This is a genomic window from Aquitalea sp. FJL05, from assembly GCF_003852595.1.
Classification (GTDB): Bacteria; Pseudomonadota; Gammaproteobacteria; order Burkholderiales; family Chromobacteriaceae; genus Aquitalea; species Aquitalea aquatilis.
On record NZ_QAJS01000013.1, the window covers coordinates 101,949 to 128,431 of the forward strand.

Below are 26,483 nucleotides of genomic sequence, written 5' to 3' on the forward strand. Positions count from 1 at the left end.
ATCAGACGCTGCATGATAGATGTTTCCAGCCCACGAAAAAATCAAATAAACTGGTAATATTCATCAGAATTTTTCGAACAATCATGCTCAGCGATCTCAATTACAAGCATCTGCACTATTTCTGGGCGGTCGCCCGTGCCGGCAGCGTCACGGCAGCGGCACGCCAGCTGGGCATGACGGCCCAGACCGTCAGCGGCCAGATCTCCCGGCTGGAACAGCACATCGGCCGCGCACTGTTTACCCAGCAAGGTCGTGGCCTGGTGCTGACCGAGGCCGGCCGCATGGCACTGGGCTATGCCGACCGTATTTTCCAGCTGGGCGAAGAGTTGCAGGAAATGCTGGCCGACGAGCAACTGGACCACACCCTGCGGCTGAGCAGCGGCATCAGCGATGTGCTGCCCAAGAGCATTGCCTACCGCCTGCTGCAACCAGCCCTGGCCTTGCCACAACGTGTCAGGCTGCATTGCACCGAGGGGACGTTTGACCAGCTACTGCACGAGCTGAGCAGCCACAGCCTGGATCTGGTGCTGGCCGACCGCCCGGCACCGGCGGCAGCACAGCAGACGCTGCAATCCTATTTGCTTGCCCGCTGTCCGGTGATGATTTTCGCCACACCAGCACTGGCCGAGCGCTACCAGCCGGGCTTTCCGCACAGCCTGCAGCGGGCACCGCTGTTGCTGCCCAGCCGCGACAATGTGCTGCGCGGCCAGCTGGAACACTGGCTGGACGAGCGCGGCATCCGCCCGGACATCGTGGGGGAATTCAAGGATGGCGCATTGCTGCATACCTTTGGCGAACAGGGTGCCGGCCTGTTTCCGGCACCGGCCTTTGCCGCCAGCGATATCGCCAGCAGCGGCAAGCTCTGCCTGCTGGGTCTGGTGGAGGGCGTGGAAGAGCAGTATTACGCCATCGCCAACCGCCGCAAATTGCAGCATACGGCGGTACAGGCGATCATTCAGCATGCCGAGTCGGAATAATCACCACACGGAAAAGCTCAGTTCCGCTGTACGATTTTTCCCGGCACGACTGAACCAGCCGTAAATCAGCATGGTCTGATTTGACTGACTTACACAGGCTGCTGCCAAAAGCAGCTGGCCGATACTGTTGTTCTGCTTGCAAATTACCCATACTGCATGACAAGCCGGCTACCAGCAGCCGGCATACACTGGCCTGACACTATCTGACCGAATGACCAATTTGCCCAATCCGACTCTCGATTCCATCTTTCAAAGCCTGAGCGCAGGCGAATGCAGCAGCGGAGCCGCGCTGGCCGAGCTGGTGCGCAGCCTGCGCCCATCCAGTGCCACCGATCATGAACAGGCGGTGATGAACCTGCGCGCGCTGGCCTGGCTGCTGGAGCACAACCCCACCTATCGCCAGGCACTGCGCTCTGCCCTGCTGGAACTGCTGACCCAGACCCGGCAGATACCGCTCTATACCGAATCAGGCATCCTGGCCAATACCGGCTTCTTCTCCACGCTGTCCAAGCGCGTGGGAGAACGGCTGCTGCCCATGCCCATCCGCGAAGACTCCTTGCAGGACCGCTTCGGCCGCCTCTTCCGCTGGAAGCAGGACCACATCTGGCTGGCTGGCATACCGGATGAAACCTGGCAGCAGCTATGGCAGGCCATGGCCTGGCCGGAAGAGGAGAATCGTGCGGGCTGGGTACAAACCCGGCTGCAAATGGTGGAGGCAGTACAGATCCTGTCGGCACGGGTGACCGCCATCGGTCTGGAACCGGAGCTGGTGCGGGTGTATCCGGACATCGAGCGCTTCGAGTCGCCTTTCCTGCACCTGAATGCTGCCGTGCTGAGCTATGCCGACAGCTATCGCCGGGCACTGGCCGATGACACGGCCCTGGCAGAAGACGACAAGCACGTGCTGGTGCTGCTGGATCAGTGCGAGGAAATACTGGGCAAAATCCGCAAGAATGCCTCGCGCAACGGCATCTCGGTCAACCTCACCTATCAGGCACTGCGCCTGCTGCAAAGCCTGAACCGCCTGCGCGCCCTGTTGTCGCTGCTGGAGCCGGGTCACGATCCGGGCCACAACCCGGCGCTGTTTCACCTGATTCTGGATTTTGCCCGCGCGGAAAACCGCAAATACAGCGTCAGCGATGTGTTCAAGTCCAATACCGAACTGCTGGCACTGCAGGTGACCGAGCATGCCGGCCGCCATGGCGAACACTATATTGCCGAATCGCGCCGGGAATGGGGCAGCATGGCCAAGGCCGCCATGGGTGCCGGGCTGATCGTCGGGGTGATGGCGCTGATCAAGCTGCTGCTGGCCCAGGCCCACCTGCCGCTGCTGTGGGAGGGGCTGTCGTATGGTCTCAACTACGCCGTCGGCTTCATCATCGTGCAATTGCTGCACTTCACCATTGCCACCAAACAGCCGGCGATGACCGCCGCCCGCATTGCCGCCGCCCTGCACCAGCAGGAAAAAAGCGGCCCGCGAGTGCCACTGGATGAGCTGGCCGAGCTGGTGGTCAAGGTGATGCGCACGCAGTTCGTCGCCATTCTGGGCAATGTACTGCTGGCCATCCCCACCGCCGCCATCATTGCCCTTGGCTGGCAGGCACTGTTCGGCCAGCCGGTGGTTGGCACGGCCAAGGCACAACATCTGCTGCATGATCTGGACCCGCTGGGCAGCCTGGCGCTGGTGCATGCCGGCATCGCCGGGGTGTATCTCTTCCTGTCCGGGCTGATTGCCGGCTATTACGACAACAAGGCCATCTATCGCCGCATCCCGGAACGGCTGGCTGCCCACCCGCTGCTGAACAAGCTGTTGGGCAAACATCGCGCCTGGCAGCTGGGGCATTACGTCGAGCACAATCTGGGGGCCTTGGCCGGCAACTTCTATTTCGGCCTGTTCCTGGGGCTGACCGGCACCATCGGCATCATTCTCGGCCTGCCGCTGGACATTCGTCACATCACCTTCTCCGCCGCCAATCTGGCATTCGGCCTGGTGGCGCTGGACTTCCAGCTGCCCTTGGGGATGATGGCCCTGTACTGCGGCGGCGTGGCGCTGATCGGCTTCACCAATCTGGCCGTCAGCTTCAGCATGGCGCTGTGGGTGGCGCTGCGTTCGCGCAAACTGAGCGGCCGTCAGGTGCTGCCGCTGCTGCCGCTGCTGCTCAAACGCTTCATCCGCCAGCCGCTGCAGTTCTTCATCCCGCCCGCCGCACCGCGCCCGGCGGCCGACGAGGCAGCCGGGGACAAGCCGGCTGGCTCCTGAGCAGCCCTCACGCTACGGCCAGGCCCGGTTTCAGCCGGGCTTGCGCCAGCGCTGATTGCGCCGGCCCAGTACCCGCTCCAGCAGGCTGAGCAGCAGGGATACCCCGGCCGAGCTCAATACCACCAGCGTGGCCATGGCCGCTGCCGCAGCGGTATCACCGGCATCGTCCATGGTGATGATGGACACCGCCGCCAGGCTGTGTTCCGGCGTCATGATGAAGATCAGCGCGGACAGCGTGGTCATGGCCGACACAAACAGAAAACGCGCCACATCCACCAGCGCCGGCAGGCAGACCGGCAGGCTCACCCGCCACCAGGTCACCCAGAACGGTACTTTGAGTGAGGCAGCCACCGCTTCGAATTCACCATCCAGTTGCTTGAGCGCCGTGGCGGCAGTCAGGTGCGCCGTGGTATAGAAATGGGCAATGCAGCACAGCACCATCAGGCCCAGGCTGCCATACCAGCCATGCAGCGGATTGGCCGGGTGATTGAAAAAGAACACATAGCCCAGCCCCAGCACCAGCCCCGGTACCGCCATCGGCAGCATGGCCAGAAAGCGCAGCAGGCCCCGCCCCAGCGCCATGCCCGGCAGTTTTTCGCAGACATAAGCCCCGACAAACACCAGCAGGCTGCCCAGCAGCGCCGTAGCCGTGGCCAACTGCAGGCTGTTGCCATAGGCCGACCAGCCGCCACCATCCACCGCATCGAATTGATAGTGGGCCAGGGTAAAGTCCAGATTGTACGGCCAGTATTTGATGAAGGAGGCCGCCACCCCCACCCCCAGCAGCGCGAGCAAAAGCAGGCCGATGGCCAGCAACAGCAACAGGGCACAGCCATCGCGCAGCCATGATGGCGCCGGCGTAAACGGCTGCGCCCGCGCGGTGAGCGCCGCCTGCTGTCGCCCGGCCATGCGCCGCTCCACCAGGCAGGACAGGATGGCCGGCAGCAACAGCAACAAGCCCACCACCGCCCCACGCGGGAAATTCTGCTGGCCGATCACCTGCTTGAAGGCCTCCACCGCCAACACATTGAAATCACCGCCCACCACCTTGGGCACGCCAAAATCGGTCAGCACCAGGGTGAACACCACCAGCGCCGCCGAGACCAGCCCGTAACGCACACCGGGCAGGGTAATGGTCAAGAACTGGCGCAAGGGGCCGGCCCCCAGCACACGGCCAGCTTCGTACAGCCGGGCATCGGCGGCGGACAGCGCCGTCATGATGATCAGCAAGGCATGGGGAAAGGTGTAGAACAACTCGCCCAGCACCACGCCCCAGAAACCGTAAATATTGCCGCCATGCAGCCAGTCCTTGAGCAGGCCCTGGTTGCCGAACAGGTAAACCAGCGAAATGGCCGGCATCAGCGAAGGGGCCAGCAACGGCGACAGGCCGACCTGCCGCCACAGCCCCCTGCCCCACAGCCGGCTGCGCAGCAAGGCCCAGGCAAAGGCAAAAGCCAGCGGCAGCACCAGCGCCGTCACGGTCAGCCCCAGTTGCAGGCTGTTGCTGCTGGCGCGCAGCAGGCCGGGCGATTGCAACACCTGGGCAAAATTGGCGAGGCCGACAAAGCCGCCGTCGCCATCCTGCACGGCCTTGGCAAAGATGAACAACAAGGGCAGGCCCAAGCCCAGCAGCAAAACAGCCACCAGCGCCCACAGCAGCAGGCTGGCCATGCGCGCCTCGCCAGCGATGCCGGCCTGCTCGCCACGCGGCAGCCAGCGCCATACCGCGCTCAGCATGGCAGGTCTCCGGCAAAGGCCAACAGGCGGGATGCCGGCAATTCCACCGGCACAATCTCGCCCGGCACCAGCGGCTGGCGATCCAGCATGCCGGGGCACACTTCGGCATACAGCACCTGGCCGGGCATGCCTTCGGGTAGCAGGCGGATGCGGGTCAGCGCACCACCAAAGCTGATATTGTCGACTCTGGCCAGCACGGTATTCGCGGCATTTTCCCAGCGCGGCTTGATGATGACGTCCTCCGGCCGCAAAAACAGCTGCAAGGCCGGACCTGGCGGCAAGGCTGCTTCCAGCTGCAGCAGATGGTTGCCCACGCGCACCTGTTGCGCGCCGCAGGCCGTGGCCGGCAGCCAGTTGGCCTCGCCGACGAATTCCGCCACAAAGCGGCTGCAGGGCTGGCGGTAGATTTCCGCCGGCGTGCCGATCTGCTCGATACGGCCGGCATTCATCACCACCACCCGGTCGGCAATGGCCAGCGCCTCTTCCTGATCATGCGTCACCATCAGCGTGGTCACCCCGAGCCGTTGCTGCAGGCCTTTCAGCTCTTCGCGCAGCTTGTCGCGCACCCGTGCGTCCAGCGCCGACAGCGGCTCATCCAGCAACAGCATGCCGGGCGAGGTAGCCAGCGCGCGCGCCAGGGCCACGCGCTGCTGCTGGCCACCGGACAGTTGCGCCGGGTATTTTTCCTCGGCACCGGGCAGGCCAACCATGTCCAGCAGCTCGCGCACCCGCAGGCGGTGGCGTTGCCGCTCATGCCGTGGCTTGAGCCCGTAGGCGATATTGTCGGCCACGCTCAGGTTGGGAAACAGCGCATAGCTCTGGAAGACAATGCCGTAATCACGCTGGGCCGGTGCGGCACGGGTAATGTCGCGCGCTTGCAGCGCGATGCTGCCGGCGTCTGGCAGATCAAGCCCGGCAATCAGCCGCAGCAAGGTGGTCTTGCCGCAGCCGGAAGGCCCCAGCAGGCAGACGAATTCGCCCTTGCGAATGGATAGCGATACCGCATCCAGCGCGGTAAAACTGCCAAAGCGCCGGGAAAGCCCGTGCATGGTCAGGTGATCGCTCAAGCCGTTTTCGGCCGGTTTCATGACACACTCCTCCTGCCGCCGCCGGGCAAGCGCTACCGGCATGCGTGGTATAAATCGACACATGACAAACTGCTGGCCAAGTGATTGAGAAAATGGCCCAAGCTGCGTTAAGCCAGCCCGGCCAAGCCTCGCAGGACTCCGTGACTGGCTGCGAAAGGCACCAAACAAATGACACCAACAGTCGACTGACTGCTGGTGTCGCGGGTATTGGACCATTAGCCGTTCAGCACGCCGCCTCAGTTCTTCGCAGCAGCCTTGCTTTCATAGCGACGCGACCATTCCTGCAGGATGGCTTCGCGGTTTTTGGCCGCCCAGGCAAAATTGTTCTTGCTCAGACGCTTGGCATAGTCGGTGGGGATGTAGGGGTTCTGCTTGGCCACGCCCGGCATGGCGACCACGGCGTAGTTCTTTTCATACAGCTGCATGGCCGGCAGGCTGACCGAGAAATCCGCCAGTTTCTTGGCAGCGGCCAGGTTCTTGCTACCCTTGAGGATGGCCGTGGCCTCCAGATCCCAGCCCAGACCTTCCTTGGGATAGACCAGATCGATCGGCGCGCCCTTTGCTTTCAGCTCGGCACCACGGTATTCAAAGGAAATGCCGATGGGGTATTCGCCGGCGGCGGCCATCTTGCAGGGCTTGCTGCCGGAGTGCACATACTGGGCCATGTTGACGTGCAGCTTGTCCATGTAGTCCCAGCCTTGTTTCTCGCCCATCATCTGCAGCCAGGCGGACACATCCAGATAGCCGGTGCCGGACGAGGCCGGGTGCGGCATCACGATCTGGCCCTTGTACACCGGTTTGGTCAGGTCGGCCCAGCTCTCCGGCTTGGGCAGGCCTTTCTTGGCCGCTTCCACGGTATTGAAACAGATGGTGGCGGCCCACACGTCCATGCCCGTCCACTTGGGCGGATGCGCCTTGTCGACGAATTCGCGATTGAGCTTTTCCACGCCCTTGGGCGCATAGCCTTGCAGCATGCCCTGCTGATCCAGAATCATCAGGCTGGTGGCGGCCAGGCCCCACACCACGTCAGCCTGCGGATTGTTCTTTTCCGACAGCAGTTTGGCGGTAATCACCCCGGTGGATTCGCGCACAAAGCGCAGCTCGATATCCGGATTGGCCTTTTCAAAAGCCTCCTTGTAATCCTTCACCTGATCGGCCTCCAGTGCGGAATAAACCGTCAGCGTGCTTGCAGCCTGTGCCAGCGGTGCCATCAGGCCGGTGCACACCAGGCCAATACATGCAGCCATCTGCTTTTTCATCGACATTGCTCCATTGATTTAGACGTATAGACAAATTTACCGGCACTCGAAGGCTGGTCGGCCAGTCAATGGCTGCCATCATGCTCAGCCTGAATGACAAGGCAGTTAAGCCGACATGAAACTTGTCTTGCGCTGCTAGACCTTTCCCACAGCAAGCCCGTCCAGCATGGCGATGCCGATTTTCTTGGCCGTAGCCAATGCCCACGGTATACACTGCAAGCATAAAATCAACGGACCTCGAAGCTGCTCCAATGACCCTGCGTCGCATCTTTGACAGCATCATCACCCGCTTGCTGATACTGGTCGTCTGCCTGGTGTGTATCGGCTCGCTGGCACGCTACTACGCACTAAGCCATTTCCTGCGCCAGGACCTCAGCATGGTGGTGCAAGACCAGCAGCTGGCACTGGCCAGCTATGTGGCACACGATATCGATGACAAGATCAGCCAGCGCCAGAGCGTGCTGACCCACCTCGCCAGCGACCTGCCGCAACAGCTGCTGCAGCAGCCAGAACAGCTGCGCCAGTGGCTGCGCCAGCAATACCAGTACCAGAGCCTGTTTTCCGGCGGCCTGTTCGTGGCCGATCTGCACGGCCGGGCCGTGGCCGATTACCCGGTGGCACCCGGCCGCATGCAGCGCAGCTATATCGAGCGCGACTACATCAGGGCCGCCTTGCAGGGCAACAGCTATATCGGCCGCCCGGTGATGGGTCATGCCCTGGGTGTTCCGGTGTTGCCGATGGCAGCGCCGGTTTTCAATCGCGACATGCAGGTGGTGGGCGTACTGGCCGGCATCACCCCGCTGGCATCCGCCGGCTTTCTCGATCTGCTGCAAAAAGCCCAGATAGGCCATGACAGCGGTGGTTTTCTGCTGGTTTCGCCACGCGACAATATCTACGTGGCCTCCTCGCAAAAGGGCATGAGCTTGCAAAAGCTGCCCGCCAGCGGCATCAACCCGCTGCATGACCGAGCCATGGCGGGTTATCGCGGCAGCGGCATCACCACCAATGCCGCAGGCCAGGAAGAAGTGGCCGCCATTGTTTCGGTGCCCAGCAGCGGCTGGTTTGTGGTGGCACGGCTGCCCAGCAGCGAAGCCTTCGCCACCGTGGGCCATGTACAAACCTTCGCCATCCACGGGGCCATCATCGCCACCATCCTGTTTGCCCTGCTGGCATCGGCCTGCATGTATTACGTGTTACGGCCGCTGTTTCATGCAGCCGCCGACGCCGAACGCATGACACGCGGCGAATTGCCGCTGGTGCCGCTGACCATCCGCCGCAATGACGAAGTGGGCCACTTCATCGCCGCCTTTAACCGGCTGCTGCGCAAGCTGCACGAACAGCAGGCCCAGCTGGAACGCATCGCCCACCACGACACCCTGACCGGGCTGCCCAATCGCCTGCTGCTGGCCGACCGGCTGAAGCTGGCGCTGGCGCAGTCACGCCGCCACGGCAAGCACGTGGCGCTGCTGTTCATGGATCTGGACGGTTTCAAGCACATCAACGACAGCCAGGGGCATGATGCCGGCGATGAGGCCTTGCGCATGGTCACCAGCAGGCTGCAAGCGGTGCTGCGCGAAACCGATACCCTGGCGCGCATCGGCGGCGACGAGTTTGTACTGCTGCTGTGTGATCTGGACGGACAGGCCAGGGAGGTTGCCCGCATCGTGGCGGAGAAATGCCTCGCCGCCATGCAGCCGCCGCTGCGCATTGGCGCGGAGGAATTCCAGCTGGGCATTTCCATTGGCCTGACCCTGGCCACCGCTGAGAGCACACCGGATTCGCTGCTGCAGGAGGCGGACCAGGCGATGTATCTGGCCAAACATGCCGGTGGCAACTGCTTCATGCGCAACTAGGGCCAGCGCGGCCGGCACGCCGATATTTGACCATGATCAAACCAATCCGGCCGCCCTGCATTTTCGATGTTTTCTCACCAGCAATCAGAAATATCCGGCAAATAACGCTGTTGTAGCGAAAAACTACAGTGAATACCCCTGTCGCCGCCTCCATATACTACAAATCATCCCGCCACGGGATCGGACGCCGGCCAGCCACTGGCCACGCCATTGCACGTGCAGAATGCCAGCGCGCTGCCGTCCGGATGACAAGTCTTGTCATCGCTGCTTGACCGAGCAGGCCGCCTGTCGCCAACAGGTCGCCCGGCTACCTGCCCAAGACGTTTGCTGTTGCTTCCATCCAATAACAGAAGGAGACGGTAATGTTGATCGGTGTTCCAAAGGAAATCAAAAACCACGAGTATCGTGTGGGTCTCACCCCTGCCGGCGTGCGCGAACTGGTTGCGCACGGCCACAAGGTGCTGGTGCAGACCCAGGCCGGGCTGGCCATCGGTTTTACCGACGAGCAGTACATCCAGTCCGGGGCCTCGATAGCTTCTTCGGCAGAAGAAGTATTTTCAAAGGCCGAGATGGTGGTGAAAGTGAAAGAACCGCAGCCGGTGGAGTGCCGCATGCTGCGCCCCGGCCAGATCCTGTTTACCTATCTGCATCTGGCACCGGACCCGGAGCAGACCAAGCTGCTGACCGAATCCGGCGCGGTGGCCATTGCCTACGAAACCGTCACCGACGAGCGCGGCGGCCTGCCCTTGCTGGCACCGATGTCGGAAGTGGCCGGCCGCATGGCCATTCAGGCCGGCGCGCATGCCCTGGAAAAAGCCCAGGGCGGCCGTGGCGTGCTGCTGGGCGGCGTGCCGGGCGTGGCACCGGCCCGCGTGGTGGTGATCGGTGGGGGTGTGGTTGGCCTGAATGCGGCGCGCATGGCCGCCGGGTTGGGCGCGGATGTCACCATTCTGGACAAGTCCTTACCCCGCCTGAAAGAAATCGACATGGTGTTTGGCGGCCGCATCAAGACCCTGGTGTCCAATACCGCCAATATCGACGAATCCATCCGCGAAGCCGATATGGTAGTCGGTGCGGTACTGATTCCGGGGGCCGCCGCACCCAAGCTGGTTACCCGCGCCATGCTGGGCAATATGAAACCGGGCGCGGTGCTGGTGGATGTGGCCATCGACCAGGGCGGCTGTTTCGAAACCAGCCGCGCCACCACCCATCAGGACCCGATCTACGTGGTGGATGGCATCGTGCACTACTGCGTGGCCAATATGCCGGGCGGCGTGGCCCGTACCTCCACCCAGGCGCTGAACAACGCCACCCTGCCCTTCACGCTGGAACTGGCCAACAAGGGCTGGCGGCAGGCCCTGCTGGACAATGCCCATCTGCGCAATGGCCTGAATGTGTGCCATGGCAAGATCACCTACAAGGCGGTGGCCGATGATCTGGGCTACCACTATGTCGATCCGGTGGAAGCCATCAAGACAGCCTGATTCCCGTCAGACTGCTCGCTGCTGACAAGGCCGGCCCACGCCAGAATCATGGCGCAGGCCGGCCTTGTCGCATCTTCTTCAAGCCTGCAGCAAGGACAGCAGCCGTGCGCCGGCCTGCGCAAGCGCGCCGTCATTCTGCAATACGATACAGTCCTGTGGCGGCTGATAGGCATCGGCCTCGCGCAGGCGGGCGGCAATCTGCTGCGGCGTCTCCCGTCCGCGCGCGGCCAGCCGGGCAGCCCTGACCGCCGCGCTGGCGGTAATCCACAGCGGCTGCAGCGAGGGAAACACCGCCCGCGCCTGGGGCAAGGTGGCACGCGAACCATTGACTACCACATCCAGCCCGCTCGCCAGCCAGCTTTGCACCTCCAGCCCCAGTGCATAATCCAGGCCATGGCGTTGCCAGCACAGGGCAAAGCAGCCACTGGCCTGGCGTTGACGGAATTCCTCACCACTCAGCGCGATATGGTTCTCGCCGCCGGCATCCGCCGCGCGCGTGATATAGCGGTGGGCGAACACCACACCGGCCGTCGCTGGCAACTGCTGCCGCACATAGGCCAGCACACTGTCCTTGCCTGCCGCCGACGGCCCCATCACATACCACAGCCTCCCCGGTTCAGCCGACATGTAGCAGCTCTCCCGCAAAGGTGCAGCTCGCCAGATAGCGCAGGGGACTTGCCGGCTGCGGCTCGACAAACAAGGCCAGCCGGTCCACCAGCAGCGGTGGCAGGCCGGCAAAATGGCGCTCGGCAGCGTGCAACAACTGCTGTGCCTCGGCGGCATCGGCCAGCGTATCGCTCAGGGTGAAGTGGCAGCGATATTGCTCGAACACATAGGGATAGCCCCAGCGTTGCTGTAACTGCTGCTGACGCTCGCTCAGGCCCGGCCGTGGTCGCAGTGCTTGCTGCCGGTCGGCCAGTCCATCCAGTGCCACCACGCAGCTGCTGGCCAGCTCATCCAGCATGGCGCAGGGGGCAGACGGGCGCAGGGCCAGAAAATCGCCCAGCATGACCGGTTGCAAGGGCAGGCTGAAAGGCTGGAAACGCTGTGCCAGCGCCAGCAACTGCTGCAACAGCATGGCTTCGCTGACATGGGTTGCCGGTATAAACGGCGCTTTCAGGGTGGCATGCCAGCCATAGCGTGCTGGCGTGCGGGTAAGCAGCGCCAGACGTTCGGCACTGATGCCGGCGAGCGCCGGCTGCATCACCGCCACATCGCGCGCGGCATCATGGCCCAGCCAGCTGCAGCCTGCCTGCCACCAGCGGCTGTCGGTGGCAGGTGCCAGGTAAACGGCGTAGCGCATCACTGATCCTCCATCACCAGCTGCACCAGATCACCATTGAAACAGGTGATGCCGTACTGCACCGGCTGGCCATCGGGATCGACATTCAGCGATTTGACATGCAGCACCGGGCGATTCTTGGGAATGCCCAGATAGTCCACCACCTCGCTGTCCGGCAGCCGCGCCGTCACCCGGGTAAAGCGCCGGGTGTAGTCCTGGATGCCGAAGTGCTGCAGGGTAAGGGTGACCGAGCGCTGCTGCTGGTAGATGGCCGGCAGATCGGGAAAACGCGCAGCTGGGAAGAACATGGTGGAGCAGTCCACCACCCGGCTTTCCACCCGGCTCAGCGTCTTGATGCGAAACAGCGTGTCGCCCACATTCACCCCCAGCAGCTCGGCAAGCTCGGCATTGGCTGGCAGGTTGTCACTGGCCACCACGTCGATGTCCGAACTGCGATTCTGCCTGGCCATATTCTGTGAAAAGCGCGTGCGCTTGCTGATGGCGTAGTCGATGGCATTGTCCTGCACAAAAGTGCCGCGCCCCTGCTCCACCCGCAGCAGGCCGCGCTCCACCAGCGTGGCCACAGCCCGCCGTATGGTATGGCGGTTGACGCGAAAGCGCTCCGCCAGCTGCAGCTCGGTGGGTAGTTGCTCACCGGCCTGCAGCTGGCCGCAGGCAATTTCCTCGGCCAGACTGTTTTCGATCTGACGCCATACCGCCACCCCCGAACCGCGTTCAATCATCTTTTTTCTCCGGCACCGCAACAGGTCTAGCGGCGCAATCCAAGCTTCACAAAAACTTCACGCTGGCGTGCTGTTCACTTATCGACTGCCGCTATTATCATGCAGTCGTCTATACGTTTATATGAATTTTTCTTGAAACCAGCACAGGTTCACCACCCACATGGAAACCAAGACAAGACAACACTGGCTCAGCCTGCTGGCGCACAGCCCGGCACCACGGCTGGCCGAACTGCTGCACCAGCATCTGCCGCCAGCTGGCGACATCAGCTGGCTACGGCGCGCCCAGACCGGCCTGGTGATGTTGCAAGGCCGCAGCGGTGGCAGCGGCAGCCGCTTCAATCTGGGTGAAATCAGCGTCACCCGCGCCAGCTGCCAGATCGCCGGCTGGCTGGGGCATGGCTGGGTACGCGGCAGCGATGGCGAGCATGCCGAGCTGATTGCCCAGGCCGATGCGCTGCTGCAAAACCCGCAACACTACCCGTCACTGCAGGCACAGCTGCTGCAGCCGCTGCAACAGGAACTGGCAGCGCGGCGCGAACAGAGCGCCCGTGCCGCAGCGGCCAGCAAGGTCGAGTTCTTTACCATGGTCAGGGGGGAATGATGCTGCAACAAGCTTTCGACAATATGGTGCAGGACTGCCAGCAGGTATTCCGCTGCGCCCTGTCGGCGCTGGCCGAGCCACTGCTGCCGCGCACCCTGCCCTGCCTGCCACCGGCACTGCCGGGGCTCAAGCCGTCCACCAGCGCGCTGCTCTACACCCTGATCGATCAGGATGTGACGCTATGGGCACCAACCCTGCCTGAGGCCACGCTGGCCAGCCTGCGCTTTCATTGCGCACTGCGCTTGGCGGACACGCCGGAACAGGCCGATTTCATCCTGCTGCCAGCCGGCAGCGCACTGCCGCCCTTGTCCAGCCTGCGCGCCGGCAGCCCGGAATACCCGGACCGCTCCGCCACCGTACTGCTGGAAGTGGACGACTTTGCCCCGCAACAGGTGGAAGCCAGCGGCCCCGGCTTCGCCAGCCCGCGCCGTTTTGGCGCAACAGGATTGCCGCCAGCGTTCTGGACGCAATGGCAGGCCAACCATGCCCGTTTCCCGCTGGGCGTGGATGTACTGCTGCTTTCCGCCACCCAGCTGGCCGGCCTGCCGCACAGCACCGTGGTACAGGAGGGTTGACATGTATGTAGCCGTAAAAGGTGGCGAAACCGCCATTGCCCGCTCCTGGGACTTGCTGGCCGCCGCACGGCGCGGTGACAGCGCACTGGCAGAACTGAGCCTCGGGCAAATCCGCCAGCAGCTGCGCCTGGCCGTGGCCAGGGTGATGCAGGAAGGTTCGCTCTACGACGAAGAACTGGCCGCACTGGCCCTGAAGCAGGCCGCCGGCGACACCGTGGAAGCGGTCTTCCTGCTGCGCGCCTTCCGTACCACCCTGCCACGCTTTGCCAGCAGCAAGCCGCTGGATACCGCCGCCATGCGGGTACGCCGCCGCGTGTCCGGCACCTTCAAGGATGTGCCGGGCGGCCAGATACTTGGCCCCACCGCCGATTACACCCAGCGCCTGCTGGACTTCTCGCTGGGCCATGGCAGCGATGTGCCGCCCTGCGCCCTGGCCGATAGCGGCGTACCGCAGCCACTGCCCAGCGTGCTGGAGGTGCTGGCAGCCGAAGGGCTGATCGAAGCCGAGCAACCCTTGCCCGGCGACCCGGAACCGGCCGACCTCACCCGCCAGCCGCTGATGTTCCCGGCCGACCGCGCCACCCGCCTGCAAAACCTGGCGCGTGGAGATGAGGGCTGGCTGCTGGGCCTGGCTTACTCCACCCAGCGTGGCTATGCCGAAAGCCACCCCTTTGCCGGTGAAATCCGCATGGGTGAAGTCAGTGTCAGTGTTTGCCCGGAAGAGCTGGGCTTCGACATCGACATCGGCGAAATCACCCTGACCGAATGCCAGATGATCAACCAGTTTGCCGGCAGCAAGACCGCCCCGCCGCAATTCACCCGTGGCTATGGCCTGAGTTTTGGCGAGGCCGAACGCAAGGCCATGGCCATGGCGCTGGTGGACCGCAGCCTGCGCGCGGAAGAACTGGGAGAAGCTGCCCATGCCCCGGCCCAGCAGCAGGAATTCGTGCTGTATCACAGCGACAATGTGGAAGCCTCCGGCTTTGTCCAGCATCTCAAGCTGCCGCATTACGTCGACTTCCAGGCCGAGCTGTCGCTGATCCGCACCCTGCGCGCCCAGGCCACCCCATCCTCTCCTCAAGAGGCCGCCCATGACTGAAGCCTGTCATAGCCAATGGCAATACAATTTTGCTTTTCTCGATGAAAACACCAAGCGCATGCTGCGCCGTGCCTTGCTCAAGGCGGTGGCCATTCCCGGCTACCAGGTGCCGTTCGGCAGCCGGGAAATGCCGCTGCCCTATGGCTGGGGTACCGGCGGCATCCAGCTGACCGCCAGCATCATCGGCCAGGATGATGTGCTCAAGGTGATCGACCAGGGCGCGGATGACACCACCAATGCCGTCAACATCCGCCGCTTCTTCGCCCGCGTCACCGGCGCGGCCACCACCAGCAGCACGGCGGCAGCCAGCCTGATCCAGAGCCGTCACCGCATACCGGAAACCCCGCTGCGGCCGGGGCAGATCATGGTGTTCCAGGTGCCGGAGCCGGAAGCGCTGCGCACGTTGGAAGCCAGCGAGGTGGAAACCCGCAAGCTGCATGCCCACCAGGAGTACGGGCTGATGCACGTCAAGCTGTACGAAGACATCGCCCGCTTCGGCCATATTTCCACCAGCTACGACTACCCGGTCATGGTCAATGAGCGTTACCTGACATCGCCTTCGCCCATTCCGAAATTCGACAACCCCAAGCTGCACCTGAGCCCGGCCCTGATGCTGTTTGGTGCCGGCCGGGAAAAGCGGCTGTATGCCATTCCGCCCCATACCCGGGTGGAAAGCCTGGCGTTTGATGACCATCCCTTCACCGTGCAGCGCTGGGAGCAGGCCTGCGCCCTGTGCGGCAGCCATGACAGCTATCTGGATGAAATCATCACCGACGATGCTGGAGCCAGGATGTTTGTCTGCTCCGATACCGATTACTGCCAGCAACAGCAGGAGGGCAAGGCATGAGCCAGCCAGTACTGAGCGTGAGCGGCCTGGCCAAGGACTATGGCAACGGGCAAGGCTGCTTTGATATTGATTTCGAACTGTACGAGGGCGAGGTGCTGTGCATTGTCGGTGAATCCGGCTCGGGCAAATCCACCCTGCTGTCCACCCTGGCCGGCCGCCTGAGTGCGGACGCCGGCAGCGTGCGCTTTCACGATCGCGCTGGCAGCAGCCATGAACTGACCACCCTGGCTGAGGCCGAGCGCCGCCGGCTGGCACGCAGCGAGTGGGGCTTTGTTACCCAGCACGCCCGCGATGGCCTGCGCATGAATGTATCGGCCGGGGCCAATGTCAGCGAACGGCTGATGGCGCTGGGCCAGCGCCATTACGGCCAGCTGCGCGAAACCGCCGCCCAGTGGCTGGAAAAAGTGGAAATCAGCCGCGAGCGGCTGGACGACCGCCCCACGGCCTTTTCCGGCGGCATGCAACAAAGGCTGCAGATCGCCCGCAATCTGGTCACCCAGCCGCGCCTGGTGTTCATGGATGAACCCACCGGCGGACTGGATGTCTCGGTACAAGCGCGCTTTCTCGACCTGCTGCGCCGGCTGGTTCACGATACCGGCATCGCCGTCATCATGGTGACGCACGATCTGGGCGTGGCGCGGCTGCTGGCCCAACGCACGCTGGTGATGCAACAGGGCCGGGTGGTGGAAGCCGGGCTGACCGACCAGATTCTGGATGATCCGCAACACCCCTACAGCCAGTTGCTGGTGTCTTCCATTTTGCAGGCCTGAAATCATGAAGCTACTGATTGATGCTCAACAGCTGAGCAAAACCTTTGTCCTGCACCAGCAGGATGGGCTGGCCTTACCGGTGCTGGCCGCTGTCTCGCTGCAAGTGGCGGCGGGCGAATGCGTGGCGCTGACCGGCCCATCCGGTGCCGGCAAAAGCACCCTGCTCAAGGCGCTCTATGCCAACTACCTGGTACAGGCTGGCAGCATCCGCATCCAGCACCAGGGCAGCTGGGTAGACATGACCACCGCCCGGCCGCATGAAATTGCCGCGGTGCGCCGCCACACCCTGGGCTATGTCAGCCAGTTCCTGCGGGTGATTCCGCGGGTGTCGGCACTGGATATCGTGGCCGAACCGCTGCTGGAATGGGGCTACTCGGTGCAGCAAGCCCAGCAGCAGGCAGGCGAATGGCTGGCGCGGCTGAATATCGGCGAACGGCTGTGGCAGCTGCCACCGGCCACCTTTTCCGGCGGCGAGCAGCAGCGGGTGAATATCGCCCGCGGCATGATCGCTCCCCGCCCCATCCTGCTGCTGGATGAACCAACCGCCTCGCTGGATGCGGCCAATCGCGCCGTCGTGGTCGAGCTGATGCGGGAAGCACGCCAGCGCGGTGCGGCACTGGTGGGCATTTTCCACGATGAAGACACCCGCGCCGCCGTCGCCAGCCGCATTTTCGATGTACCGCTGGCCCCCGCCCTGTGCGCCTGAGCCCCGATTGCGAAAGAAGCCCGATGAAACACATACTCAACAATGCCCGCCTGATCCTGGCCGACCGCATCATCGAGCGTGGCGCGCTGGAAATCGACAACGGCCTGATCAGCGCCGTGCATGAACAGCCACTGCCGCCAGCGACACCTGCTTGTGAAGACCTCCACGGCGACGATCTGCTACCCGGCCTGGTGGAAATCCATACCGACAATCTGGAAAAACACCTGATGCCGCGCAACGGCGTGCTCTGGCCTATGCTGCCGGCGGTGGTCACCCACGATGCCCAGTGTGCGGCTGCCGGCATCACCACGGTATTCGACGCGTTGGCGGTGGGCGATCTCGAAGGCGAAAGTGTACGGCTCGATACCCTGCACACCGCCTTTGCCGCCATCAACCTGGGCATGGAGCAAGGCGTATTCCGCGCCAGCCACCTGTTCCACCTGCGCTGCGAACTGGCCTACCCCGGCCTGCTGGAAGAATTGACGCCGCTGATCAGCCATCCCGCCGTGCGCCTGGTGTCGGTGATGGACCACACCCCGGGCCAGCGCCAGTATCGCGATATCGAGCAATACAAGAAGTACTACGGCAAGAAAAAGGTTGGCTGGAATGAACAGACCTTCCTGGAAGCAGTCAGCGAGCGCCAGCGCATGCAGCAGCGCTATGCCGGCCAGCACAAGCAGGCCGTAGTGCAACTGGCGCGCCAGCATGGCATTCCACTGGCCAGCCACGACGATACCGACCTGTCCCACATCAGCGAGGCCGTGCTGGACGGCGTGGCGATTTCCGAATTCCCCACCACGCGCGAAGCCGCCCAGGCCGCGCGCCAGCATGGCTTGCACACGGTGATGGGCGCACCCAATGTGGTGCGTGGCGGCTCGCACTCCGGCAATGTCGCCGCGCTGGAGCTGGCGCAACACGGCCTGCTGGACATCCTGTCCTCCGACTACGTGCCGGCCAGCCTGCTGCACGCCGCGTATTTGCTGGTGGCACAGGCCGGCTGGAGCTTGCCGCAGGCCATTGCCACCGTCAGCCACAATCCGGCGCAGGCCGTGGGGCTGAGCGACCGGGGCCGGATCGCCGTCGGCTTGCGTGCCGACCTGCTACAGGTACGCCGCCACCCCGAAGTACCGCTGGTACAGCAGGTGTGGAATGCTGGACGGAGGGTATTCTGATGCCGGATACCATCGCCACCCTGCGCCGCCTGCTGCAAGAACACGGCCAGCAGCACTATGGCGAGGCCATTACCCAGGCCGACCATGCCATCCAGGCCGCCACGCTGGCGCGCGACTGGGGCTGTGACGAGGAGATGCAACTGGCTGCCTTGCTGCACGATGTCGGCCATCTGCTGGAACACGACGGAGCCACCGCCATGGGTGAGTACGGCGTGCAGGCACACGACCGGCTGGGGGCAGACTACCTGCTGGAGCTGGGCTTCTCCGCCAGAGTCGCCCGGCTGGTGGGCATGCATGTGGCGGCCAAGCGCTATCTGTGCGCCATCGACCCGACCTATCTGCAACAGCTGTCCAGCGCCAGCAGCGCCACCCTGGCTTATCAGGGCGGCCCGATGAGCGCCGCCGAGGTGGAGGCATTCGCCCGGCAGCCGGACCTGCACGACATCCTGCTGCTGCGCAGGCTGGATGAAGCCGCCAAGGATGGCGGCTGGCAGTTGCAACAAGTGGAATGGCTGTGGCCCGTCATGGCAGCGCATCTGGCTGCGCAGCGCATGAAAAACCGCTGCCCGGTAAGGGTTACAGCGGTTTTTCTATCACACGCCAGCCTGGCTGGCGGTGCGGACAGCAGCGGCTGTTATTCAGCCAGCAGCTTTTGTACCACGTCGATATAGCCTTGCTTGGCTTCATCGCTGGACATGCCCTTGAGCTTGTCCCAGGCATCGTGCTTGGCGCGGTTGATGAAGTCCATCATGCCCGGGCGCTCGCCGCTGACATCGCCTTCGCTGGCCTGCTTGTACAGCGCATACAGCTGCAGCAGGGTCTGGTTGTCCGGACGCTCGGACAGCGAGGTAACGTCGGCCTGGGCCTGGGTGAACAGTGCATTCAGATCAGACATGCTTCTTCCTTCGTGATTACTTCGTGATCAGATAACAAGAGCGGTATGTTCCGCTGTCATGGCACGGGCGGCTGCCTTGCGCTGCCGGCCCGCTTCCCGGCTGTGCCGGGATGGCTGAATTTAGCACGAAACAGGCCCTGCTGCTTGAGCTGCGCAGGCCCTCAGTCGCCCGGCATCGCACCATCGCTTTGCGGGCCGATGCGGATCACCTTGAAACTCTTGACCGGATGACCATCGCGGATCGCCGGATAAAACTTCGCCTGACGGAACACTTCCAGCAACGGCCCCTCGACCCCGGCCGGCCGCGCCGACACCAGCTGTACCGCATCCACCCCGCCTTGCTCGTTGATATACACCCGCAAGCTTACCTCGACATCGTCCATGCCCAGGCCATAAGGCTCGACCAGCTGGATAGGCAGCTGCTCCAGCGCCAGCACATCCAGCTGGCGCGCGGCATAGTAAAAATCCAGTCCCAGCTGCTGCGCCTCGGCAGCATCGTCCAGGGACGCGCTGGCAGGGCTGGCTGCCAGCATCGGGCTAGCGTCTGACAGGGGTGGCTGAGGTGTTGCAAGCTGCGATGGCGTGGCAGACGGTGGCGTGGCTGGACTGGCCACGGCAGCGCTGGCCGCATGCGCCAGCCGCGTCTTGGCGGCGGCTGCCAGCAAGAGCTGGGCCCGATGGCGAGGCGCTGGTGGCGGCTGGATGACCAGCCTGGCCACGCTAGCCGGCTTGCTGGCTTGCGGTGGTGGCACGGCCTGCCGCGCTGCCTGCCCCAGCCGCACCGACATGGCTTGCGGCTGCCCGCGCAGACTGCCTTCATGCGTCAGCCGCATGAACAAGGGCAGGTGCAGCAGCAGCGACAGGCTCAGCACCAGTAGCAAGCGGTCGCCTTCCGACAGTGCGGCCCAGCGCCACTGGGCCGGCATCCAGCGCATGCCGGCGGGCAGCTTCATGAAACGGGCCACACTCCGCGATGAGCTTTACTTGGCATCCAGCAGTTTTTCGATGTCGTCCTTGGCAATGGCACCCGGCACCAGCCGGCCATTGGCAAAGATCAGGCCCGGCGTGCCGGAAATGCCCAGTTCATCACCCATGGCTTCGATCTTGTCCAGCGCGCTGGTATCGCACTTGTCGGTGCCGGTGAGTTCCTTGCCATCGCGCATGAACGCGGTCCAGGTAGCCAGACGGTCCTTGGAGCACCAGATCTGGCGTGCCTTGCGCGGGGCATCCGGGTGCAGCTGGGCCAGCGGATAGAGGAAGGTGTAAATGGTGACATTGGTGATGTCCGGCAGGCTTTCGCGCTCCAGCTGCTTGCAGTACGGGCAGTCCGGATCGGTGAACACCGCCAGCTTGCGGGAACCGTTGCCGCGCACTTCCTTGATGGCGTATTTGAACGGCAGCTTGTTGAAGTCGACGCGGTTAAGCTCGGCCATTTTCTTTTCAGTCAGGCTGGACTTGGCTTCGGTATCGATCAGGTCACCGACAAACAGGTATTTGGCCTCGGCGTCGGTATACACGATCTGCTTGCCCTTCACCACCACCTCATACACGCCCTTGACCGGGGTTTCGCTCACGCTCAGCACTTCACGGGTGGGGAAGCGGGTGCTGAAGGCTTTTTTCACCTGCTCGCTGCCATTGGGGGTGGCATTGGCATTGCAGGCGGTCAGGCTAAGCAGCATGGAGGCGGCCAGCGCCAGGGCTTTTACGGTGGTTTTCATTCAGATTCCTTGGGTTCAGAAGCCAATGGCATGACGGGCAAACTGCCGCTTCAGCGGTGTCAGCCGGTTGGTAAGCGTCAGGCCGGTATTGCGCAACCAGGACAATCCCGGCAGGTGTTCGGTGTGAAACAGCCGATACAGGCTGTCACAGGTAAACTGCATGGTTTTCACCGCTTCGCGGCGGGAGCGCTCGTAGCGGCGCAGCAGCATCCAGTCGCCGGCATCGCTGGCACTGGCCAGCATCGCGGCCAGCTGGGCGGCGTCCTGAAAGCCCAGGTTGACCCCCTGCCCGGCCAGCGGGTGCACGGTGTGGGCAGCATCTCCCACCAGTGCCAGCCGCTGGCTTACCACGGCTGCGGGCTGGATCAGGCGTAAGGGAAAAGCAGCGGCCGGACCGAGCAGGCTCAGATGGCCCAGCTGGTGATTGCCGGCTGCCGCTACCCGGGCGCACAGCTGCTCGCCGGAAAGCGCCATCAGCTCATCCGGACGCGGGCTGGACCACACCATGGAAATGCGATTACCCGCCATCGGTAGCCAGGCCAGAATGCTGTCACCGGTAAACCATTGGCGGGCGATATCGCCATGCGGTTTTTCACAGGCAAAATTGGCCACCACGCCGCTTTGGCCATAAGGCTTGATGCTGGCGGCAAGGCCGGTTTGCTGGCGCACCCAGGAATTGGCACCGTCCGCGCCCACCACCAGACTGGCCTGCAGCACACGGCCATCGTCCAGGCTCAGGCTGGCAGTAGTGGCCGTGGTATCCAGGGCCAGCGGCCGCACGCCGGTGAAGCAGTCGACGCTGCTGCTGGCCAGCCGCTGCCACAGGCTGGCCAGCAGCCAGCGGTTTTCCACAATCCAGGCCAGCGCACTGGCACCGGCATCGCTGGCGGCAAACTGGATGCGGCCGCCGGCATCGCCGCGCACATCCATGCTGGCGATGGTGCCGATGCGCGCCATGTCCGGCCAGGCCTGCAGTTGTTCCAGAAAACGGCGGTTGAGCGGGCTGACGGCGTAGATGCGCGCATCCCAGCCCTGTTCCAGATCATCAAAGCGGGCGGCTGATCCTTCCAGCAGGGCAATTTTCTTGCCGCTGTCGGCCAGCGCCAGCGCCAGGCTGGCACCCACCAGCCCGCCGCCCACGATGATCACGTCGTACTGTGTCATGAAGTGCTTTCTATAGCCCGAATACCAGATGGCGGGCAAAGGCGCGTCGCAGCGGCGGTACGCTGTCCAGCGCGCTCATGCCGGCTCCGCGCAGGGCGCTGACCAGGGTGGAGTCGCCGTCAAACAGTTTGATCAGCCCATGGGTAAAGCCGACCACGGCATGGCTGTCCAGCTTGCGGCTGGCGGCATAGACTGCCAGCGCTGCGGCATCGCCCGGATCGCGGATGCCTTCCAGTGCATCGGCCAGGCCGAGAGCATCGCGCAGGCCCAGATTCAAGCCCTGCGCCGCCACCGGATGCATGGTCTGCGCCGCATTGCCAATCAAGACCACCCGGCCGCTGCTGACGCGGTTGACCTGGCGCAGTGCCAGCGGAAAACTGGCACGCGGGCCAATGGCCAGTACCTTGCCCTGGCGCTCGCCAAACGCCTGCTGCAGCTCGGCCATCACCTGTTCGTCAGGCGCTTGTTGCAGGGCTTTGGCATCGTCGTGGCTGCGGGTCCACACCAGCATGTAGTGGTCGCCATGCGGCAACAGGGCAAACGGCCCCTGCCGTGAAAATCGTTCATAGGCAATGCCGGCCGGCGGCTGTTCGGTGGTGACCTCGGCCAGTACCGCGCACTGCTGATAATCGTGCACCAGCCGCTTGATGCCGGGCAGGCTGTCAGCCAGCGCACCGCCCTCGGCCAGCACCACCAGCCGGGCCGTCAGGCTGATGTCGCCATGCACGCCGCTGGTTTTCACCGAGGCATAGCAGCCCAGGCTGTTCACCGCTTCAACGCGGGTTTGCCACCAGACCTGCACGCCGGCCTGCTCCAGCTGGGCATTGATGGCCAGCGTCAGCGCCGGGTAATCCACCACCACGCCCAGGTGCGGCAGTTTCAGGTCGGCGCAGTCCAGCCGGGTACGGCCAAATGCGCCTTGTTGCGATACATGGACGGTGTCGATGACGCTGGCCGGCAAATCATCCGGCCAGGCACCCGCTGCGGCCAGCGCCGTCCGGCTATGCCAGGACAAGGCCAGTGCGCGCGCGTCGGTCAGCGGCGCATCCTTGGCCCTTGCCTCCACCAGCAGTACGCGGCGACCTGCTGCGGCAAAACGCAGCGCGGCCAGCGCGCCCACCGGCCCACCACCCACAATGATGATGTCGGCATGCTCGCCGCCATCGTGGCCACACGGGAGACCAGTTTGCTTGTCTGTAGCTTTCATGTTCAGACGCCCTGCATCAGTATTTCAATTTCGTCGATTTCTTTGGGTACGTCGGCGGTATACACCTCGCGGCCATCTGCGGTCACCAGCACATCGTCCTCGATGCGGATGCCGATATTGTGCAAGGCAGCGGGGACATTATCGGCCGGGCGGATATACAGACCGGGTTCGATGGTGGTGCACATGCCGGGCTGGTAGCTGCGCCACTGGCCGCCAAGCTTGCGCTGGCCGACATCATGCACGTCCAGGCCGATCATGTGGCCGATGCCATGCATGTAGAACTGGCGGAAGGCGCCGGATTCGATCACGCCATCCACCGTGCCGGTCAGCAGCTGCAAATCCAGCATGCCTTGCACCAGCACCTTGAGCGCGGCGTCGCCAGGGGCATTCCACAGCGCATCAGGCTTGACCGCAGCGATGCCGGCCAGTTCCGCCGCCAGCACGATTTCATACACATCACGCTGGGCAGCACTGAACTTGCCATTGACCGGAATGGTACGGGTAATGTCGCCAGCATAGCCGTTCAGCTCGCAACCGGCGTCAATCAGCAACAGCTCGCCATCGTTCAGCCGCGCATTATTGGCGGCATAGTGCAGGGTGCAGGCATTGGCACCGCCGGCAACAATGCTTTCATAGGCAGGATAGCGCGCACCGTGGCGGATAAAGGTGTGGAGGATTTCCGCTTCCACCTGGTATTCCATCATGCCCGGTCGCGTGGTACGCATGGCTTGCAGATGGCCCTGCGCGGACACCTGGCCGGCACGGCGCAGCATGGCACGTTCGCCAGCGTCCTTGACCATGCGCATCTCATCCAGCGGCCAGCGCAGGTCGTGATAGAGCGCCGGCGGCTGCTCGCCACTGCGATAGCGCTGGCGCACACTTTCCAGCCAGCCGTTGACGCGCACGTCAAAAGCCGCATCACGGCCGACATTCCACCACAGCGCCTGTTGACCGCTGAGCAGGTCGGGCAGACGCAGGTCCAGTTCGGCCAGCGGGTAGGCTTCGTCAAAGCCAAAGGCTTCGCGGGCACCATCCGGCCCGAAGCGGAAACCCTCCCACACCTCGCGCTCAATATTCTTTTCACGGCAGAACAAAATGGACTTGCCCAGGGCAGCATCCAGCACCAGCACGGCTTCCGGTTCGGCAAAACCGGTCAGGTAGAGGAAATGGCTGTCGGCGCGATAGGGATAGTGGTTGTCGGCATTGCGCACCGCTTCGGGCGCGGTGGGCAGAATGGCAATGCCCTCCCCCATCTGCAGCATCAGGCGGCGGCGACGCTCGGCATGGCTCTGGTACATGGAAGATTCTTTCGCAGGATGGTGAGCCGGCGCACAACGCCGGCATGGCTGAAGTTTACACTGTGGCAGCGCGGCTGCCGATGCTGATGCTGATGCTGATGCGCGGCAAATGACGGACATGAAAAAGGCTTGCCGGCAGGCAAGCCTTGCAGTGACAGCAGCGGCCGATCAGTCCAGCAGCGTGGCCGAGGTGTACACGTCCTGTACGTCGTCCAGGTCTTCCAGCGCATCCAGCAGCTTTTGCATGCGCATGGCGTCTTCGCCGGCCAGTTCGGTTTCGTTTTGCGGCTTCATGGTGACTTCGCCCATTTCCGCCTTGAAACCCTTGTCTTCCAGCGCCTGTTTCACATCGCTGAATTCGTAGGGGCCGGTAATCACCTCGATGGAACCGTCGTCATTGGTGATCACGTCTTCGGCACCGCACTCCAGCGCAGCTTCCATCAGTGCGTCTTCGTCCACACCCGGTGCAAACACCAGGAAACCGCAATGGCTGAACTGGAAGGCCACGCAGCCGTCGGTACCCATATTGCCGCCGTACTTGGAGAAGGCATGACGCACATCGGCCACGGTACGGGTCTTGTTGTCGGTCAGGCAGTCCACCATCACGGCAGCACCGCCGATGCCGTAGCCTTCGTAACGGCATTCAACATAGTCAACGCCTTCCAGCTGGCCGGTGCCGCGCTTGATGGCGTTATCGATATTGTCCTTGGGCATGGATTCGGCCTTGGCCTTGTCCACTGCCAGCCGCAGGCGCGGGTTCATGTTGACATCGCCGCCGCCCATCTTGGCAGCAACGGTGATTTCCTTGATCAGACGGGTGAAGATCTTGCCGCGCTTGGCATCCTGACGACCCTTGCGGTGCTGGATGTTAGCCCATTTGCTATGACCTGCCATAATTGCCTCAATCTCGTGTGGCCCGACCGGGCCGGTTTAATGCCAGAAAAGTTGGCCGCTATTCTAGCAGAAAGCTATTTCGCCTTCAGCATGGCCAGCATGAAGGTGAAGGCCTGGCCATAAATCTGTTCGATGGCCGGCACCATCAAGGGCAGCGTGAGATAGATGGTGATGAAACCTATCATCAGCGTCAGCGGGAAGCCGAAGGTGAAAATATTGAATTGCGGGGCCGCGCGCGTCATCACGCCGATGGCCAGGTTGGTGACCAGCAAGGCGGCGATCACCGGCATCGACAGCCACACGCCCCAGGAAATGATATGGCCGCCCCACAGCACCAGCGCCTTCAGACCCTGGGCCGGCATGCTCATGCCGATGGGCAGCACCTGGAAGCTTTCCACCAGCGTGGACAACACCACCTGGTGGCCATCGAAAGTGAGAAACAGCAGAAACACGAACATCGACAGCAGCTGGGACACCACCGGCACCTGGGCCGCGTGCATGGGGTCGAAGAACATGGCAAAACCCAGACCGGTCTGCGCACCCATGATGAAGCCGGCCATTTCCACTGCGGTCATGGTCAGGCGCATGACAAAACCCATGGCCAGGCCGATGAGCAATTGCTGGAACAGGATGGCGATGCCGGCTGCGGAAATCACCGGTACGGCGGGGGTGGGTGGCAGCAGCGGCACCACCAGTATGGTCAGCATCAGGGCGAAGCCGGCCTTGAAACGGCGCGGCACGCCACGGTAGGCATACAAGGGTTCGACCAGAAACAGGCCGATGATGCGGGCAAACGGCCAGGCAAACATGGCGACCAGCACATTGATCTGCGCATCAGAAATGCTGAACATGGC

26 protein-coding genes are annotated in these 26,483 nt (G+C 63.3%); 12 read left to right on the forward strand and 14 right to left on the reverse strand.

All coding sequences use genetic code 11. The features are described from left to right. The first annotated feature begins 83 nt into the window (after positions 1-83). Together nhaR and DBR44_RS12155 are read left to right on the forward strand one after the other, a co-directional pair. Positions 84-977, forward strand: coding sequence for a transcriptional activator NhaR (nhaR, locus tag DBR44_RS12150; RefSeq protein WP_124644296.1), 894 nt, complete (start codon positions 84-86; stop codon positions 975-977). Between the two features lie 211 nt (positions 978-1,188). Next, positions 1,189-3,237, forward strand: coding sequence for a site-specific recombinase (locus DBR44_RS12155; protein ID WP_124644297.1), 2,049 nt, complete (start codon positions 1,189-1,191; stop codon positions 3,235-3,237). 30 nt (positions 3,238-3,267) lie between these two features. On the opposite strand, the gene DBR44_RS12160 is transcribed toward DBR44_RS12155, so the two are convergent. The 3 genes from DBR44_RS12160 to DBR44_RS12170 all read right to left on the reverse strand — a co-directional run bounded on the left by DBR44_RS12160 (position 3,268) and on the right by DBR44_RS12170 (position 7,321). After that, positions 3,268-4,974, reverse strand: coding sequence for a putative 2-aminoethylphosphonate ABC transporter permease subunit (locus tag DBR44_RS12160; RefSeq protein WP_124644298.1), 1,707 nt, complete (start codon positions 4,972-4,974; stop codon positions 3,268-3,270). Beyond that, positions 4,968-6,062 carry a putative 2-aminoethylphosphonate ABC transporter ATP-binding protein gene (locus tag DBR44_RS12165; RefSeq protein WP_124644299.1) on the reverse strand — a complete coding sequence of 365 codons (1,095 nt, stop codon included), beginning with the start codon at positions 6,060-6,062 and terminating at the stop codon, positions 4,968-4,970. Before DBR44_RS12165 ends, DBR44_RS12160 begins: the two co-directional genes overlap by 7 nt. A 236-nt stretch (positions 6,063-6,298) precedes the next feature. Next, positions 6,299-7,321, reverse strand: a complete 1,023-nt coding sequence (locus DBR44_RS12170) for a putative 2-aminoethylphosphonate ABC transporter substrate-binding protein (RefSeq protein WP_124644300.1) — start codon at positions 7,319-7,321, stop codon at positions 6,299-6,301. A 251-nt stretch (positions 7,322-7,572) separates the two neighbouring features. Between DBR44_RS12170 and DBR44_RS12175 the strand changes: the two genes are divergently transcribed. Together DBR44_RS12175 and ald are read left to right on the forward strand one after the other, a co-directional pair. Beyond that, entirely contained in the window at positions 7,573-9,174 is a 1,602-nt protein-coding gene (locus tag DBR44_RS12175) for a sensor domain-containing diguanylate cyclase (protein WP_124644301.1), read from the forward strand. Positions 9,175-9,536: 362 nt separating this feature from the next. Further along, positions 9,537-10,658: an alanine dehydrogenase gene (gene ald, locus DBR44_RS12180; RefSeq protein WP_124644302.1), complete on the forward strand. Its 1,122-nt coding sequence runs from the start codon at positions 9,537-9,539 to the stop codon at positions 10,656-10,658. A gap of 78 nt (positions 10,659-10,736) precedes the next feature. On the opposite strand, the gene phnN is transcribed toward ald, so the two are convergent. From phnN to phnF, 3 genes are read right to left on the reverse strand one after another with little or no spacing between them, the layout of a single operon-like run. Then, the gene (gene phnN, locus DBR44_RS12185) at positions 10,737-11,285 is read right to left on the reverse strand and encodes a phosphonate metabolism protein/1,5-bisphosphokinase (PRPP-forming) PhnN (RefSeq protein ID WP_124644303.1); all 549 of its coding nucleotides are present in this window, start codon (positions 11,283-11,285) and stop codon (positions 10,737-10,739) included. Next, complete coding sequence (locus DBR44_RS12190) at positions 11,275-11,961, reverse strand: DUF1045 domain-containing protein (RefSeq protein ID WP_124644304.1); 687 nt, start codon at positions 11,959-11,961, stop codon at positions 11,275-11,277. Before DBR44_RS12190 ends, phnN begins: the two co-directional genes overlap by 11 nt. After that, complete coding sequence (gene phnF / locus DBR44_RS12195) at positions 11,961-12,683, reverse strand: phosphonate metabolism transcriptional regulator PhnF (RefSeq protein WP_124644305.1); 723 nt, start codon at positions 12,681-12,683, stop codon at positions 11,961-11,963. Before phnF ends, DBR44_RS12190 begins: the two co-directional genes overlap by 1 nt. A gap of 160 nt (positions 12,684-12,843) precedes the next feature. Here phnF and phnG point away from each other — a divergent pair, with 160 nt between their 5' ends. The 8 genes from phnG to DBR44_RS12235 are packed head-to-tail and all read left to right on the forward strand — an operon-like array spanning position 12,844 to position 19,124. Further along, the gene (phnG, locus tag DBR44_RS12200) at positions 12,844-13,284 is read left to right on the forward strand and encodes a phosphonate C-P lyase system protein PhnG (protein WP_124644306.1); all 441 of its coding nucleotides are present in this window, start codon (positions 12,844-12,846) and stop codon (positions 13,282-13,284) included. Then, positions 13,281-13,859 carry a phosphonate C-P lyase system protein PhnH gene (phnH, locus tag DBR44_RS12205; RefSeq protein WP_199731038.1) on the forward strand — a complete coding sequence of 193 codons (579 nt, stop codon included), beginning with the start codon at positions 13,281-13,283 and terminating at the stop codon, positions 13,857-13,859. Before phnG ends, phnH begins: the two co-directional genes overlap by 4 nt. Before the next feature lies 1 nt (position 13,860). Continuing rightward, on the forward strand, positions 13,861-14,958 hold the full coding sequence (locus tag DBR44_RS12210) for a carbon-phosphorus lyase complex subunit PhnI (protein ID WP_124644307.1): 1,098 nt from the start codon (positions 13,861-13,863) through the stop codon (positions 14,956-14,958). Beyond that, a complete protein-coding gene (locus DBR44_RS12215; RefSeq protein ID WP_124644308.1) occupies positions 14,951-15,805 on the forward strand; it encodes an alpha-D-ribose 1-methylphosphonate 5-phosphate C-P-lyase PhnJ in 855 nt (284 codons plus the stop codon). Before DBR44_RS12210 ends, DBR44_RS12215 begins: the two co-directional genes overlap by 8 nt. After that, positions 15,802-16,575 carry a phosphonate C-P lyase system protein PhnK gene (gene phnK / locus DBR44_RS12220; RefSeq protein ID WP_124644309.1) on the forward strand — a complete coding sequence of 258 codons (774 nt, stop codon included), beginning with the start codon at positions 15,802-15,804 and terminating at the stop codon, positions 16,573-16,575. Before DBR44_RS12215 ends, phnK begins: the two co-directional genes overlap by 4 nt. A 4-nt stretch (positions 16,576-16,579) precedes the next feature. After that, positions 16,580-17,281 (forward strand): phosphonate C-P lyase system protein PhnL, encoded by a 702-nt coding sequence (gene phnL, locus DBR44_RS12225; RefSeq protein WP_124644310.1) that lies wholly within the window; start codon positions 16,580-16,582, stop codon positions 17,279-17,281. A gap of 23 nt (positions 17,282-17,304) precedes the next feature. Next, a complete protein-coding gene (locus tag DBR44_RS12230) occupies positions 17,305-18,453 on the forward strand; it encodes an alpha-D-ribose 1-methylphosphonate 5-triphosphate diphosphatase (RefSeq protein ID WP_124644311.1) in 1,149 nt (382 codons plus the stop codon). Then, positions 18,453-19,124, forward strand: a complete 672-nt coding sequence (locus DBR44_RS12235; protein WP_124644312.1) for a phosphonate degradation HD-domain oxygenase — start codon at positions 18,453-18,455, stop codon at positions 19,122-19,124. Before DBR44_RS12230 ends, DBR44_RS12235 begins: the two co-directional genes overlap by 1 nt. On the opposite strand, the gene DBR44_RS12240 is transcribed toward DBR44_RS12235, so the two are convergent. The 8 genes from DBR44_RS12240 to fliR form a co-directional block, all read right to left on the reverse strand. Next, on the reverse strand, positions 19,088-19,348 hold the full coding sequence (locus DBR44_RS12240; RefSeq protein ID WP_124644313.1) for an acyl-CoA-binding protein: 261 nt from the start codon (positions 19,346-19,348) through the stop codon (positions 19,088-19,090). The two genes, DBR44_RS12235 and DBR44_RS12240, sit on opposite strands and share 37 nt — an antisense overlap. Positions 19,349-19,509: 161 nt before the next feature. Next, positions 19,510-20,301, reverse strand: coding sequence for a hypothetical protein (locus DBR44_RS12245; RefSeq protein WP_124644314.1), 792 nt, complete (start codon positions 20,299-20,301; stop codon positions 19,510-19,512). A gap of 27 nt (positions 20,302-20,328) precedes the next feature. Then, positions 20,329-21,066 carry a DsbC family protein gene (locus DBR44_RS12250; RefSeq protein WP_124644315.1) on the reverse strand — a complete coding sequence of 246 codons (738 nt, stop codon included), beginning with the start codon at positions 21,064-21,066 and terminating at the stop codon, positions 20,329-20,331. A 15-nt stretch (positions 21,067-21,081) separates the two neighbouring features. Beyond that, positions 21,082-22,230, reverse strand: a complete 1,149-nt coding sequence (locus DBR44_RS12255) for a UbiH/UbiF family hydroxylase (RefSeq protein WP_124644316.1) — start codon at positions 22,228-22,230, stop codon at positions 21,082-21,084. 10 nt (positions 22,231-22,240) lie between these two features. Further along, entirely contained in the window at positions 22,241-23,437 is a 1,197-nt protein-coding gene (locus DBR44_RS12260) for an FAD-dependent oxidoreductase (RefSeq protein ID WP_124644317.1), read from the reverse strand. A gap of 2 nt (positions 23,438-23,439) precedes the next feature. Beyond that, positions 23,440-24,735, reverse strand: coding sequence for an aminopeptidase P N-terminal domain-containing protein (locus tag DBR44_RS12265; RefSeq protein WP_124644318.1), 1,296 nt, complete (start codon positions 24,733-24,735; stop codon positions 23,440-23,442). A gap of 168 nt (positions 24,736-24,903) precedes the next feature. Next, positions 24,904-25,629, reverse strand: a complete 726-nt coding sequence (locus DBR44_RS12270; protein ID WP_124644319.1) for a YebC/PmpR family DNA-binding transcriptional regulator — start codon at positions 25,627-25,629, stop codon at positions 24,904-24,906. Positions 25,630-25,703: 74 nt separating this feature from the next. Continuing rightward, positions 25,704-26,480, reverse strand: coding sequence for a flagellar biosynthetic protein FliR (fliR, locus tag DBR44_RS12275; RefSeq protein ID WP_124644320.1), 777 nt, complete (start codon positions 26,478-26,480; stop codon positions 25,704-25,706). Positions 26,481-26,483 lie beyond the last annotated feature (3 nt).

Excerpts from the sequence above, each read along its gene's own strand:
- nhaR (WP_124644296.1), top strand. The coding sequence starts at position 84 with ATGCTCAGCGATCTCAATTACAAGCATCTGCACTATTTCTGGGCGGTC.
- DBR44_RS12155 (WP_124644297.1), top strand. The coding sequence starts at position 1,189 with ATGACCAATTTGCCCAATCCGACTCTCGATTCCATCTTTCAAAGCCTG.
- DBR44_RS12160 (WP_124644298.1), bottom strand. The coding sequence starts at position 4,974 with ATGCTGAGCGCGGTATGGCGCTGGCTGCCGCGTGGCGAGCAGGCCGGC.
- DBR44_RS12165 (WP_124644299.1), bottom strand. The coding sequence starts at position 6,062 with ATGAAACCGGCCGAAAACGGCTTGAGCGATCACCTGACCATGCACGGG.
- DBR44_RS12170 (WP_124644300.1), bottom strand. The coding sequence starts at position 7,321 with ATGAAAAAGCAGATGGCTGCATGTATTGGCCTGGTGTGCACCGGCCTG.
- DBR44_RS12175 (WP_124644301.1), top strand. The coding sequence starts at position 7,573 with ATGACCCTGCGTCGCATCTTTGACAGCATCATCACCCGCTTGCTGATA.
- ald (WP_124644302.1), top strand. The coding sequence starts at position 9,537 with ATGTTGATCGGTGTTCCAAAGGAAATCAAAAACCACGAGTATCGTGTG.
- phnN (WP_124644303.1), bottom strand. The coding sequence starts at position 11,285 with ATGTCGGCTGAACCGGGGAGGCTGTGGTATGTGATGGGGCCGTCGGCG.
- DBR44_RS12190 (WP_124644304.1), bottom strand. The coding sequence starts at position 11,961 with ATGCGCTACGCCGTTTACCTGGCACCTGCCACCGACAGCCGCTGGTGG.
- phnF (WP_124644305.1), bottom strand. The coding sequence starts at position 12,683 with ATGATTGAACGCGGTTCGGGGGTGGCGGTATGGCGTCAGATCGAAAAC.
- phnG (WP_124644306.1), top strand. The coding sequence starts at position 12,844 with ATGGAAACCAAGACAAGACAACACTGGCTCAGCCTGCTGGCGCACAGC.
- phnH (WP_199731038.1), top strand. The coding sequence starts at position 13,281 with ATGATGCTGCAACAAGCTTTCGACAATATGGTGCAGGACTGCCAGCAG.
- DBR44_RS12210 (WP_124644307.1), top strand. The coding sequence starts at position 13,861 with ATGTATGTAGCCGTAAAAGGTGGCGAAACCGCCATTGCCCGCTCCTGG.
- DBR44_RS12215 (WP_124644308.1), top strand. The coding sequence starts at position 14,951 with ATGACTGAAGCCTGTCATAGCCAATGGCAATACAATTTTGCTTTTCTC.
- phnK (WP_124644309.1), top strand. The coding sequence starts at position 15,802 with ATGAGCCAGCCAGTACTGAGCGTGAGCGGCCTGGCCAAGGACTATGGC.
- phnL (WP_124644310.1), top strand. The coding sequence starts at position 16,580 with ATGAAGCTACTGATTGATGCTCAACAGCTGAGCAAAACCTTTGTCCTG.
- DBR44_RS12230 (WP_124644311.1), top strand. The coding sequence starts at position 17,305 with ATGAAACACATACTCAACAATGCCCGCCTGATCCTGGCCGACCGCATC.
- DBR44_RS12235 (WP_124644312.1), top strand. The coding sequence starts at position 18,453 with ATGCCGGATACCATCGCCACCCTGCGCCGCCTGCTGCAAGAACACGGC.
- DBR44_RS12240 (WP_124644313.1), bottom strand. The coding sequence starts at position 19,348 with ATGTCTGATCTGAATGCACTGTTCACCCAGGCCCAGGCCGACGTTACC.
- DBR44_RS12245 (WP_124644314.1), bottom strand. The coding sequence starts at position 20,301 with ATGAAGCTGCCCGCCGGCATGCGCTGGATGCCGGCCCAGTGGCGCTGG.
- DBR44_RS12250 (WP_124644315.1), bottom strand. The coding sequence starts at position 21,066 with ATGAAAACCACCGTAAAAGCCCTGGCGCTGGCCGCCTCCATGCTGCTT.
- DBR44_RS12255 (WP_124644316.1), bottom strand. The coding sequence starts at position 22,230 with ATGACACAGTACGACGTGATCATCGTGGGCGGCGGGCTGGTGGGTGCC.
- DBR44_RS12260 (WP_124644317.1), bottom strand. The coding sequence starts at position 23,437 with ATGAAAGCTACAGACAAGCAAACTGGTCTCCCGTGTGGCCACGATGGC.
- DBR44_RS12265 (WP_124644318.1), bottom strand. The coding sequence starts at position 24,735 with ATGTACCAGAGCCATGCCGAGCGTCGCCGCCGCCTGATGCTGCAGATG.
- DBR44_RS12270 (WP_124644319.1), bottom strand. The coding sequence starts at position 25,629 with ATGGCAGGTCATAGCAAATGGGCTAACATCCAGCACCGCAAGGGTCGT.
- fliR (WP_124644320.1), bottom strand. The coding sequence starts at position 26,480 with ATGTTCAGCATTTCTGATGCGCAGATCAATGTGCTGGTCGCCATGTTT.